The sequence below is a fragment of the Ignavibacteria bacterium genome, assembly GCA_016873845.1.
Taxonomy (GTDB): domain Bacteria; phylum Bacteroidota; class Ignavibacteria; order Ch128b; family Ch128b; genus JAHJVF01.
Genome location: VGVX01000032.1, coordinates 15,693 through 29,060, shown reverse-complemented (window position 1 = coordinate 29,060; position 13,368 = coordinate 15,693). Strand labels below are relative to the sequence as shown.

The 13,368-nt window shown below is 39.7% G+C and carries 8 protein-coding genes and 1 pseudogene; all 9 read left to right on the top strand.

Translation table 11 applies throughout. The features are described from left to right. Positions 1-226: 226 nt before the first annotated feature. The 9 genes and pseudogenes from FJ213_07600 (at position 227) to FJ213_07560 (ending at position 13,267) form a co-directional block, all read left to right on the top strand. Positions 227-1,569, top strand: a pseudogene (locus FJ213_07600) (PhoH family protein). Positions 1,570-1,636: 67 nt separating this feature from the next. After that, positions 1,637-2,596, top strand: a complete 960-nt coding sequence (locus FJ213_07595; protein ID MBM4176021.1) for a DUF4097 domain-containing protein — start codon at positions 1,637-1,639, stop codon at positions 2,594-2,596. Between the two features lie 251 nt (positions 2,597-2,847). Then, positions 2,848-3,999: a hypothetical protein gene (locus FJ213_07590; protein MBM4176020.1), complete on the top strand. Its 1,152-nt coding sequence runs from the start codon at positions 2,848-2,850 to the stop codon at positions 3,997-3,999. Between the two features lie 8 nt (positions 4,000-4,007). Continuing rightward, entirely contained in the window at positions 4,008-5,132 is a 1,125-nt protein-coding gene (locus tag FJ213_07585) for a hypothetical protein (protein ID MBM4176019.1), read from the top strand. Between the two features lie 187 nt (positions 5,133-5,319). After that, on the top strand, positions 5,320-5,619 hold the full coding sequence (locus FJ213_07580; GenBank protein MBM4176018.1) for a hypothetical protein: 300 nt from the start codon (positions 5,320-5,322) through the stop codon (positions 5,617-5,619). A gap of 12 nt (positions 5,620-5,631) precedes the next feature. Then, positions 5,632-7,398 carry a T9SS type A sorting domain-containing protein gene (locus tag FJ213_07575; GenBank protein ID MBM4176017.1) on the top strand — a complete coding sequence of 589 codons (1,767 nt, stop codon included), beginning with the start codon at positions 5,632-5,634 and terminating at the stop codon, positions 7,396-7,398. Positions 7,399-7,664: 266 nt separating this feature from the next. Continuing rightward, complete coding sequence (locus tag FJ213_07570; GenBank protein ID MBM4176016.1) at positions 7,665-8,957, top strand: glycosyltransferase family 4 protein; 1,293 nt, start codon at positions 7,665-7,667, stop codon at positions 8,955-8,957. Positions 8,958-9,089: 132 nt separating this feature from the next. Further along, positions 9,090-11,624, top strand: a complete 2,535-nt coding sequence (locus FJ213_07565) for a YfhO family protein (protein ID MBM4176015.1) — start codon at positions 9,090-9,092, stop codon at positions 11,622-11,624. Positions 11,625-11,629: 5 nt separating this feature from the next. Continuing rightward, positions 11,630-13,267 (top strand): glycosyltransferase family 4 protein, encoded by a 1,638-nt coding sequence (locus tag FJ213_07560; protein ID MBM4176014.1) that lies wholly within the window; start codon positions 11,630-11,632, stop codon positions 13,265-13,267. Positions 13,268-13,368: the final 101 nt, after the last annotated feature.

Below are 13,368 nucleotides of genomic sequence, written 5' to 3'. Positions count from 1 at the left end.
ATAGTTTCATTAGATTATCAATTATAAAAAATACAAAACAAAGATAACAGTTTGATCGATGGAAAGCTTAAATGAACTAAGGTTTTTGCCAAACTTTGTCTCAAAAATTAAAATGAACTTACCTCTTAATCTTTTCCAAAAAATTCTTATTATTAGGAAGAAATCATTAGCGTTATACGGATACAACGATCAAAATATCAATTCTCCAAACTATTCCAAGTCTTAAATGAAAAAACGAAAATCCCCAAAAATATTTGTCCTCGATACCAATGTAATTCTTCACGACTCAAGTTGTCTGCTTCAGTTTGAGGAGAATGACATAATCATTCCACTTACTGTAATTGAGGAACTCGATCAATTTAAAAGAGGAAGCAATACAATCAATTTACATGCACGCGAATTTGCTCGCACATTGGATTCTCTTACTGGCTCGGAACTATTTGACGGCGGAGTTTCGCTTGGGAGAGGAAGGGAAAAATATCAATTTGGATAAGTAAAGGCGTCAATAACGAAATTAAGGAAATGTTTCGCGAAGATACTCCTGACCACAGGATCCTGAGTTCTGTTTTAGATGTGCAAAATAAATTCAAAGATAACCGCCAAGTAATTCTTGTAACAAAAGACGTAAATCTTCGGACAAAGGCGAAAGCTCTTGGAGTTTTTTCAGAAGACTATACAACTGATAGAATCAGCAGCATCGAAGATCTTTATAGGGGAAAAGAAGTGGTAGAAAATTTCGATGATGATTTGATTGTACAATTATATCATCCACCGTACGAAATTCCTGCCCGAAAAATAATTAAAGAATACAAACTTGATGCTGTCGCGAACAAATATTTTATTTTTAAGAATTCTTCTCGCTCGATTTTGACTTCACTAAATTTTAATCTGGAAACGTTTTCGAAATTGGACAAAAAACCAGCTTATGGAATCATGCCTCGAAATGCAGAACAAACATTCGCTGTTGACGCTCTAACGGACGATTCAATTCCACTAGTTACAATCACAGGTAAAGCAGGCACGGGAAAAACTTTATTGGCGATTGCCTGTGCGCTTCAAATCAAAAAAAATTACAGACAGATTTACATCGCGCGCCCGGTTGTTCCGTTAAGCAATAAAGATATCGGATTTCTGCCTGGCGATGTTCAAAGTAAAATCGAACCATACATGCTTCCGTTGTGGGATAATCTGAAAGTAATCCAAGATCAGTTCTCCGAGAATGATAAATCTTATCAACTCATAAATAATATGATAAAGGAAGAAAAGCTGATAATCACTCCTTTGACATACATCCGCGGCAGAAGCTTGCAAAGAATTTTCTTTATAGTTGACGAAGCCCAGAATCTCACTCCGCATGAAATAAAAACAATTATCACACGAGTCGGCGAGGGAGCAAAAATTGTATTTACTGGGGATATTTATCAGATCGATCATCCATATCTTGATTCTGAATCGAATGGACTTTCATACCTGATTGAACATTTTAAAGGACAAAAACTGTATGCTCATATCAATCTCGAAAAAGGGGAAAGATCTGAACTCGCTGAATTAGCGTCAAATCTTTTATAACTCAGTCAAAATATCTGTAACAAATGCTGTGGTTCTTCGTCTAAAAATAAAAGTCAGAGGAGATAAAATGAAAACATTAGTTACAAGACCAACAATAAACTTAATGCGCTTATCAATTCTTCTATTAGTGTTTTTCACTTACACAAATTTAATGGGATGTATTCATTTAAGTTTTAACCATCATCCTGATGATCCCAAAATGGAACTCATAAAAGAAAAGACGCTTCAAACTCAGGAAGGGAAGAATTTATATCTTTCAACTGCCTCTGGAGATGTGCGAATTAATTCGTGGGATAGAAACGAAGTACAAGTAAAGATTTACGGGAACGATAGAGCAAGGGACAAAATGAAATTCGCCATTGAGGAATCTGGAGAAGGAATTAAAGTCGAAGGTAAAAGCTCGACTTCAAGCTGGCTTTCATTTTGGAAAAGCACAAGAGTGAGATATGAAATTGTGATTCCGAAAAAATATAACAGCAAAGCTTCAACTTCAGGCGGGGATATATCTCTAGATAATTTAGATGGAGCAGTAAAGTTCAGCACATCAGGTGGAGATATTAGAGTTCAAAACGTTTCTGGAAGAGTCGATGCCTCAACGTCAGGCGGCGATATTCGGTTGATGAGTATCTCTGGTCCGATCAAATGCAGCACTTCTGGCGGCGACATTTCTATAAAGGAATCCAAAGGGGATGTTTCAACTTCAACATCTGGAGGGGATATTTCATTGCAATGTGCGGATGGAAAAATAGGTGCATCAACAAGCGGCGGCGACATTCGAGTAGATTACTCAGGTTCAAATCAAGGAATAAAATTAAAAACTTCCGGAGGAGATATTTCACTTAAGGTCGATTACGATTTTGCAGGTAATGTTGATCTATCTTCACTTGGCGGAGATGTTTCGTGTGATTTAACAATGACCGCTGTAACAAAAAAGAAATCCTCTTCATTGATCGGCGCAGCAAACAGTGGCGGACCTGAAGTCGAGTGCTCAACTCTCGGTGGTGATATACGAATAAGGAAAAGATAAACGTTAGGATTATTATTCATAACTGAATTAACGGTTCATCTTTGTGGACTATGAGTCTTAGTGTCTTAGTGGCAAAATAAATAGTCACAGCCACTATTCACGAAGACACAAAGGATCAAAAAAGTACTTTTGTGATCGCTCCCTGCCTTTCTCCCTTAAACCGAACTACCAAATTTTACCTTTCACAATTGACTAAATGGAATTGCTTTGTTAAGTTATCGTCAGATTTGTCTCACTCTTTATAGAAAAATTTGAACAATAGAGAAGCGGTTATTTTAACTGCCGATTTTAATTATAATAAACGAAATTCTTTTTTAAGGGAGATATGTGCAACGCTGCTGAACGAATATGAGTGCAAACATCGAAAGGACATTGTAATGCCCATTAAACTTCTGGTTCATTCTTTGAAGACTCTTGTCGCTGTTTTCTTGCTCTTCTTAGGTTGCAAAGATATTACCAACTCAACCGATGGTAAACCACCATGTGGCGGACACGCGCCAGGCATTGTGCCCGCGCCAGCTTACGACAGTCCTATTTGGCATCCAAGTGGTAAATTCATCGGATTCAATCACACACCGCTTGTAAGCATTAGTTATCCCTATGGACAAGGTTGCTGGGGTCAACAGCATTTTAACGGAGACTCAACAGGCTTCTGGCTGATCAATTCGGATGGAACCAACAAGAAGAGGGTTTTTCCTTACACTCTGCAGACGCCCGCATGGTCGCCGGATGGAAAGTGGATTTCATTTGTTTTGGGAGCGCAGATTTTCAAGATGCGTTTTACAGGGACAACGTTTGACACAACAACCCTTACACAGCTTACCTTTGAAGGCCGCAACTTCTTCCCCGCCTGGAGTCCTGACGGACAGTGGATTGCATATGATTCCAATTCAGAAAGTCCAAATGGGATGAACTTCATTTGGTTGATGAGGCGTGATGGATCAGAAAAACGTAGAATCATCTATGAACCTTCACAAGGCGAAATTCGAATGCCACACTGGTCTTCAGAGGGAGCCAGAATCGTACACATCAGGTATCTCGTTGGGACTTTTTCATCAGAAATCTTCACGATGGACTCCAGTGGAGCAAGCCCAAGAAGGCTCACGGTAGATAATTGGACAGACCGCCATCCCCGCTACTCGACGCATGTGACAACTATAGCATATTTGTCGAACAGTAATATCTGGATAATGGACTCAACTGGAAACAACAGGCGACAACTTACGACTTGGGGAGTTGATGGTGATTTCGGCCTCCCATTTAGCTGGTCGCCAGATGGCAGCAAGATAATTTACACACGATATCAATCAACCGATTGGACGTATGCCAACGGAACGATCTGGGTGGTGAATGTCGAGACAGGGGAAAAACAACAACTTACTTTTAACCTTCCAAGAAAGTAGTATGGGTCATGAACAAGAAACCTGGTGATGCAGTATTAGGGTATGAATCGTTAAGAAAGAAAAAGCCCTCGCGGGCGCTTCACCACAGAAGAAACAAACGTATGCGTTCTGTTCGATACTTCATATGGCTCACGCTCGCGCTCTGCCTGAACACCTGCAAGGACACTGGCAACCCCGTCAACGGCAAGCCGCCTTGCCCACCTATCCGCATTGGAGCGCCCTCTCCTTATAGCGAGCCCGTCTGGCATCCAAGTGGACAGTTTATTGGATTCAATTATCTTCCGCTCGTTCGAATTACCTATCCCTATGGGGAACATTGTCAGGGACAATACGAGTGGAACTTGGATTCTTCCGGATACTGGTTGGTCAATCCCGATGGAACGAGTCTACGCCGCATTTTGCCATACTTTCTGGAGATGGTTTCTTGGTCACCGGATGGTGAATCGATTGTCTTCGGAGCAGGGGCACAGATATTCAAGATGCGTTTTACGGGAACGACATTTGACACAACGACAGTAACTCAATTGACGTTTGAGGGTCGTAACTTCTTCCCGGCCTGGAGTCCAGATGGAGAGTGGATTGCGTATGATTCCAATTCAGAAAGTCCAAATGGGATGAACTTCATTTGGTTGATGAGGCGTGATGGATCAGAAAAACGTAGAATCACCTATGAACCTTCACAAGGCGAAATTCGAATGCCACACTGGTCAGCTAACGGGAATAAGATTACCCATATCAGGTATCTAGTTGGTGCATTTTCATCAGAAATTTTCAGCATGGATTCTAATGGTACAAATCCCAAAAGGCTCACGCTTAATAACTCAACGGACTATTATCCCCGCTACTCGCCGGACCCCGCTATTGGCGGGGCAGGTGGAACAAAGATTGCGTTTTGGTCAAAGCTGGGCGATGGTTTGGGAAACATCTGGGTGATGAATGCCGACGGCTCGAACCCTCAGCAGCTCACAACGGAAGGGACAACGGATTGGCTTTCGTGGAGTCCTGTCGGAAGACGGATTGTCTATGTGAATCACAGCTGGACCGACTGGACGTATGCCAATGGAACGATCTGGGTGGTGAATGTCGAGACAGGGGAAAAACAACAACTTACTTTTAACCATCCAAAGAAGTGATAGGAGGTGATTTCCATATTAGATGACTGAAAAATAGAAAAGCCTCTTGCGGCAGCGTCTCAAGAAGAATCTTGGCCAGGAAAATCGATTCTTAAGTACGCATTGCACGTCAAGAGGCTTCTTCTTTGAAGAATATAGGATAATTCATCGAATCACAACAATTAATCCTGGCCAAGGAGATACGACAATGTTATCAAGAACGTCCTTCGCTTTATTGATTGCCAACTTGCTTTACTTTGGCATTTATTCGTTTGAAAGCCTTCTTGCTCAGGTCCCGAATCCGGATGTAGATAGAGAGGTCATTGTCATGTTTGAAGGAGGGACGCCGGAAATCCCGGAATCGATTTCGGAATCCACCGTGGAGAGGCTTCTGCTCGTTTTACCTGCAATCAGGAGTCTTTTGCTTCAGCATGGAGTAGATCGTGTTCGCAAGGCTTTTCCGGACTTCAATAGAGCTGATACTTTGCGGATAACGCCTGACGGTTGAGCAGTCGGCTCTATGAATCTATCGCGCATCTTTGTCTTGCGGCTGCTAGCAAATCGGAACCGCGATTCTCTGATTGCACGCCTTATTCAGTTACCGCAGGTTCTCTATGCAGAACCGAATGCTCTCGTGCGCATGCGTGCTGTTATTCCAAATGATACGCACTTTGGTTTACAGTGGGCATTACGAAATACGGGCCAATCCGGGGGAACACCCGGCGCGGATATCAAAGCTACAGATGCCTGGGATATCTTTCAGGGTTCTTCTTCGGTAAGGATAGGAATTGTTGACGTGGGAAGAGTTCAAAACACTCATCCAGAATTCGCCAACCGCATCGGCGGCAACTTCAACACCGCAATCTCTGATCACGCTACCCACGTAGCAGGTATAGCGGCCGCGAAAGGAAACAATAGCGCTGGTGTTGCTGGTGTGGACTGGAATGCCCAGATCAATACTCAAACAATCGCGGGTGATATTCCAAGCCAAGCAATTGCAGTAAGAGCGGCAGTGGACTCAGGATCGCACGTTACGAATAACAGCTGGGGACAGGGGAGCAATACCTTTTCAGTGACTCTGAAACAAGCCTTTGTGTATGCTTATAAACACAATGTGTCCTCGGTGGTCGCAATGGCCGCAACATATTCCCCAGAGGATTACCCAAACGCTTATGGCGCCGGGATTATTAACGTGGCAGGTACAACAGACAGAGATGCCGCGGCATCATATACGGTTCAGAGAAACTATGTTGACGTTGCCGCTCCTGGAGGCGATTGGAACTCAGGTCGAATCTATTCAACAATACCAACAAGCACATACGGCTACATGTACGGCACCTCCATGGCCGCTCCGCATGTTGCCGGCATTGCTTCGCTCCTTAAAGGCTACAACCCTAACCTTTACAACGACGACATCGAAAACATCATTAAACTATCGGTTGATGACAAAGGTCCAGCAGGTTGGGATCCTGAATATGGTACTGGTCGCGTCAATGCGAAAAAGGCATTGGATTACTTGAGGTCGCCGTACACACTGCAGCAAAATTCAGCGAGCGGCTCAACTTATCTTGGTCCTTATTCGCCGATGTTGTACTTAGATAGGCCAATGTATGGTGTTCCAGGGCTGCAGGATGGTATTTATGACGTAAAGGCATACGAGGTCCTTCGAGACGTTACATTCCAAAGTTATGAATCTATTCCCTCTGTTTGGGGACGCGGCGTTGCAACGATAGGGTACTCACCTATTCAAGGGCCAGATTACGCAATTTGGGGAATGGGTTGGTGCGAACCTGTAGCAGGGACCATTACAACGAATAGTGTAACACTCCGTACGTTTGTTTACGAAGTTGGAGATTACCGCTGGATACCGGAGATCTCAGATTATGAGTTCTTTAGTTATGGTTTTTATCCAACTACTCCAACAAATGCAAGTTACGCCTATTCAGTCCTTGGGATACTTTCCCGTCAAGGTTGGGCTGAACAGGGGGCTTTGGCAAAGATCGTCCCAGGACAATTTGCGCTATCTCAAAACTATCCCAATCCCTTCAATTCTTCAGCGACAATTAAGTATCAGTTACCAGCGGATGGCGCTGTAAGGATGTCAGTTTTTAATGTGCTTGGTCAAGAGGTTGTGACACTTGTCAATGAGTCGAGATCTGCAGGCTTCTATACTGCACGGTTTGATGCTTCACATTTGCCGAGTGGTGTATACTTTGCGAGAATTTCCGTAACCTCAAGCGAAGGAAAACCAATCGTCCAAACGATCAAGATGCAGGTCACAAAATAGTGTGAGTTCGGCAGCGCTGTATATAATTAGCAAAATACCGACGCTCTCCGCCTTCGGCGGATCTCTCAATGCTGTTGCTAATCCCCATGCGCTTCACCCATCGGGACAACAGCATTGCAGTGTTTTGCTAAACGTTATTTTAGATGAATCAATTAATCAATAACTTAAACTCATCCTTTAACTTCTCCTCTATTTGTTACTTCTATCCCTTTGTATTATTTTGAAATCGGAAAAATAACAAATCCTTAACAGCTTTTATTGATCATTTGAAAAAAGTTCTATTTATAGTTTACCATTTCCCACCTGCGGCTGGTGCGGCGACTCAGCGGATTTTAAAATTTTTAAAATACTTGCCCAAGTTCGGCTGGGAAGGTAGTGTGTTGACTGTCGATGAGGTCGATTATCCTGATCTTGATTATAGTTTGATTGAAAAAATTCCTGCTGGTACAAAAGTTTATCGGACAAAATTTTGGACTCCATTTGGAATTTATAGAAAACTGACTGGACGTCAACCAAAAGAAAAAATTCCTATAGCATTCATAAAGCATGATCATAAGTCGCTCGCTGAGAAGATTTCCGTCTTCTTGAGATTGAATTTATTTCTACCAGATGCGAAAGTCGGATGGATACCTTACGCAGTAAAAGAAGGATTGAAATTAATTCGAGAACAAAAAATTGATGCAATAATCAGTTCAGGTCCTCCGCATACTTGCCACATAATTGCAAGAAATATCAAAAGAAAAATCGAAGTGAAATGGATTGCCGACTTTCGGGATCCTTGGACAGACATCGATTATTACTCTGGAATGAAGCGAACAAAACTTGCCGAGTGGTGCGATTCGAGAATGGAAAAAAGCGTTCTCAAGGAAGCAGATTCTATTATTTCGGCAAGTGATGGTTACTTGAACATTTTAAAATCTAAGGGAGTTATAAATCATTACGAAGTGATTACAAACGGTTTTGATCCCGATGATTTTATTGATATTCCAAAAATTCAGACAGATAAATTTATTATTACATACACTGGTAATATGCCCATCACAAGAAATCCAGAAATGCTATGGCAAGCACTTGATGATCTTATTGAACAGAATAGTGATTTCAACCAGAAATTCGAGTTCAGGTTTGCCGGTGTGATGGATGAAGAAATTCGCTCTGAAATTAAGGGTAGAAAATTCTTTAGCAATTTCAAAGACTACGGATATGTAAGCCACAGCAAAGCGATTGAATTGGTTTTCAATTCTCATCTTTTAATAATGATTGTGAATAAAGTTGAAACAAGCAATGAAATTTTACCCGGAAAGATTTTTGAATACATTGCAACTGGAAATCAAATAATGGTGATCGGCCCGGAAGAAGGAGAAGCTAGCAAATTGATAAAACAGGTCGGGCAAGGAGAAGCATTTAACTATCATAAAAAAGATGAGATGAAAAATTATCTAATCAATAAATTTGAAGCTTTTAAAGATGGAAAACTCGAGAAACTGTTTTCAGATTCTTGCAGCCAATATACGAGGGAAAAGTTAACTGAAAAGTTGTCTAAGGTATTAAAAGCGTAATGAGATTGTGTTTTAAATCTTTATTGAAGCTTTGCTAATTATCATAATGTAAACCGATAGCAAATCATCCCTCCATTGTTTATTTTGCAACCGCTAAATGACATTTTTTTTGATTCATGGAGTTTTAATTAAATGGTAAAGCAAACGCGCAAGCAGACTCATAAAAAACAGCAGCAGAGTTTTTTCACTCAGTTCTCGATTACGAAGTTTATTCCTGAGAAGTATCAGGATTTAGTTTTTCTTCTTATTCCGTTCATTCTGCTTTATGTATTTTTCGGAGATGTGTTTTTGGGAGCGAAGACGTTTGTATCCGGTGATATCACCTCTTCAAAGTCTATGGAAAGTTATCTTGCTTATGCCCGTGAAAATAATACTCAGCCCCTTTGGAATCCGTATATCTTTCTTGGAATGCCCGCTTATATAACTGAGATAAATGCCCGTTCATTCGATCTTCTGCTTGCTATAATTGTTTTTGTTCAAAAAATATTTCAGTCATTGACGTCTGAGTTTTCCGCCGGACCTACTCTTTATTTTTATGTTCTTGCTTTGTCAACTTACTTTTTACTTAGGAACAAGGATGTTGAACGACTTATTGCTTTATTTGGTGCAATCGCTGTTACATTTTCAACAGGAATGATAATTTTTATAGCAATCGGGCATAATACAAAGATGCTCACACTCTGTATGATCCCGCTTGTCTTTTTAATTCTTGAAAAATTCCGTGACAGATTTAATCTTTTTTATTTTCTGCTGTTGATACTTGCTATCCACGCACAGCTTCTTTCGGCACACTTGCAGGAAATCTTTTATGCATTTTTCGCAGTAATGATTTTTTATGTTTACTTTATACTCCGAGATATAATTCAAAAAAGAAAAGAAGAGGCACTAAAGCTTATCCGTTCCGGTTTATTGTTTGCCGCTGCGGCAATTATTGCGGTCTTTATGTCAATCGATCAATACTGGGCAATTTACGAATATAATCCGACTTCAATCCGCGGGACTCAAAGTATTGCAGAAAAGTTTCAAGATGCCGGTAAGAAAGCCGGTGAGGGACTTGATTACGAATATGCGACCAACTGGTCTTTCAGTCCAGGTGAAGTTCTCACCTTTATAATGCCTTCATTTTACGGATATGGCAATTCAATTTATCAAGGGGAGCTTTCACAGAATCAACCTGTAGAAGTAAATACTTATTGGGGACAAATGCCCTTCGTCGATGTGCCTCAGTATATGGGAATTCTAATTTTTGTTTTTGCATTGTTCGGATTATACTACAGAAGAAAGGAACCATTCGTTCAATTTCTCGGGATTCTCTCATTCGTTTCACTGCTTATTTCTTTCGGAAGAACTTTTCCTGTTTTCTATGACTTTATGTTCTACTATTTTCCATTGTTCGACAAGTTTCGAGTGCCCAGTATGATTTTGAATTTACTGCAGATTTCATTTCCAATTCTTGCTGCACTTGGTGTTGCACATTTTGTCAGAGAGAAAAATGCCGGACGTCCAATCAAAGACAATCTGGTAAAATATTTTCTTTTTGGATTTGCGGGACTTTTTGTCCTTTCGATAATTTTGAAAGGCGGGCTCGAAAGTTGGTACTTAGATCTTCTATCCCAAAGCCAAAAAGTACAAAGAGAATTATTCCAATATACTTATGACATGTTCATGAGTGATACAATGATTAGTTCTGCGATTGCTGTAATTGGGATTGGACTACTTTATGGATTTTTAAAAAACAAAGTCAGTAAAGAATTTTTCATCGCAATAGTTATAGTTTTAACAGTTTTTGATTTGTTCAGTATCAGCTCACGCGGAATGAAAAAGTTCGATGAGAGTGAGATGGATCAAAATTTTGAAGCCCCCTCGTATGTGAATGAAATTAAAAAGGATTCAAGTCTTTATAGAATATTAAATCTGAAACAGGATGGTTCCCTTGGTTCCTTTAATCAGCATTCGAATTATCACGTTTCGTTTCTTCTTCAAGATTTTTATGGATACAGTGGAGCGAAACCGAGAACCTACCAGGACTTAGTCGATGTAATTGGAGTTTCTAATCCAACTCTTTGGCGAATGTTAAATGTAAAATATATTATTACCGATAAACCATTTGGTGACAGTTTAATAAAGCCAATTTTCTCAGATGAAAAATCTTCGGTCCAATTAAATGGTGGGGCACTACCGCGCGCTTATTTTGTGAATCGATATGAAGTTAAGCAAACTCCTGAAGTGTTGAATATGATCAAACGCAACGAATTTGATCCACTTGATGTTCTGTTCTTTGAGACAGACCAAAATCTTGATCTTCCAAATATTGATCCTCCAACGAATGATGCTTATGTGAACATCACGAAATATGTTTTCGAAACCATCAATATAGAAGTAAACGCAACTGGAAATAATCTTTTATTCCTCGGAGATACCTATTATCCAATTGGATGGAAAGCATTCATTGACGGAAAAGAGACGAGAATTTACAGAGCAAACCATGGATTTAGAGCAATTGTAGTTTCGCCGGGAAAACACAAGATTGAATTTCGATATGAACCTGATAGTTATTTTATCGGTAAAAATATATCACTTGGATTAAATATATTGATTATTGGACTTCTCGCAGGTGTACTGGTGATGAACTATAAAAAGAAAAAGAAAGTTAAAACTGAATCTTAAGATTATTGACTTCACGATTAATAAATATTTTTCACAAATCTAGCCATTCAGCCAAAACAATACTCTTAATCGCTTTTGAAGACTCAATCATTATCGATGAGATAATAGAACAATACCCGAATTCTAATATAACTATTCTAACTAAGCGAGATATTTCGGGTAAGTCAGTGAAAGAGATAGTTAAGTTAGCAAGAGCAGAAAATTATGATTTGGTAATATTATCAAATCGTAACTCACAAGTTAATAGAACCGCAACATCACTTAAACTTCTAGCTCTCGCCTCAAGAGGAAAAAATAAACTTATTTTCTTTGATGATGAGCATCTTTATAGATTCACTAATATAGCACTGGTGGCAAATATTTTACCACGGTTACTGTTAGGTTCATTACTCGGAATTTATATTTATATCAAGGCAAGCTTATATTTTCTTTTCGCCTCTCATTATTGGAAGAAAATAAATATCCCTCCAGTTGTTAAAGGAAATAAGATCGCATATCTGCGTACTGATTTATCGGGGCGGGTAATTGCTGGCGGATCACTTACTCATATTAAAGGATTCGCAAGCGGTGCGAGGGAACTTGGTTTCGAGGTGATTTTCCATTCTGATTATCCAGTAGTTTCTGAACCTTTAACAATCATTATTAAACCGAATAAGCTGTTGGATTTTTTCGATGAGCTTCAGCTTATCGATTATCATTTCAGATTCATCCGTGAAGCAAAAAAACTTTTCAAAAAAGAAAAACCGGATTTGATTTATCAGCGGCATTCGATTTTTAATGCATCTGGAATTGCACTTTCAAAATATTTTTCAATCCCAATTATTTTAGAGGTCAACAACTCAGAAGTCTGGGGGAAGAAGAATTGGAGCCGGCTCGTTTTCGAAAAACTCGCTGCGAAAATTGAAAATATTGCTTTTCGAAATGCGAATATAGTTAGTGTCGTAAGCGAGATAACAAAAGAACAAATTATTCCGCTCGGTGCGTCTGAACAAAGAATTGTTGTAAATCCAAATGGAGTAGATGTAAGCAAATTTTCACCAGATGCAGATTCTTCGGAAATTAAAAATAAGTTTAATCTGAATAATAAATTTGTGATTGGTTTTATTGGGACCTTTACACGATGGCACGGAGTTGAAATTTTATTCGAAACAGCCATAAACGTTTTGTCTGATAGAAAAAATATTGTATTTCTTTTAATCGGAGATGGAAACTTAAAAGCAAATCTTGAGTCAAAAGCTCGTGAATTAAATATCGCTAATAAAATTATCTTCACAGGGATAATTCCTCATGAAGAAGCACCAAAATTTCTTTCCGCCTGCGATATATTAGTTTCACCGCACCTTGGATTTGAGACAGGACAGAAATTTTTTGGTTCGCCAACAAAACTTTTTGAATACATGGCAATGGGCAAGCCGATAATCGCGAGCGATCTTGAACAAATTGGAAAAATAATTCGACATAAAGTTAACGGAATTAAGGTAAAACCAGGTGATGTTGAAGAACTAGCATCGGCAATTCTGGACTTAATTGATAATGCGGATTTGAGAAGTTTAATCGGGGCAAATGCACGCAAGAACGCCGAGCAGAATTACACTTGGAAAATGAATGCCGAGCGTGTTTTAAGCAAAGTTAAAAGTTCGTAAAGTTCTTAAAGTTTGTAAGGTACTTTTATTATTCGGGGATCGTACTAATTCTCTACCTTCTTTCCCTTTCGATTATAATTTCTCGTCTGGAATTCCAAACA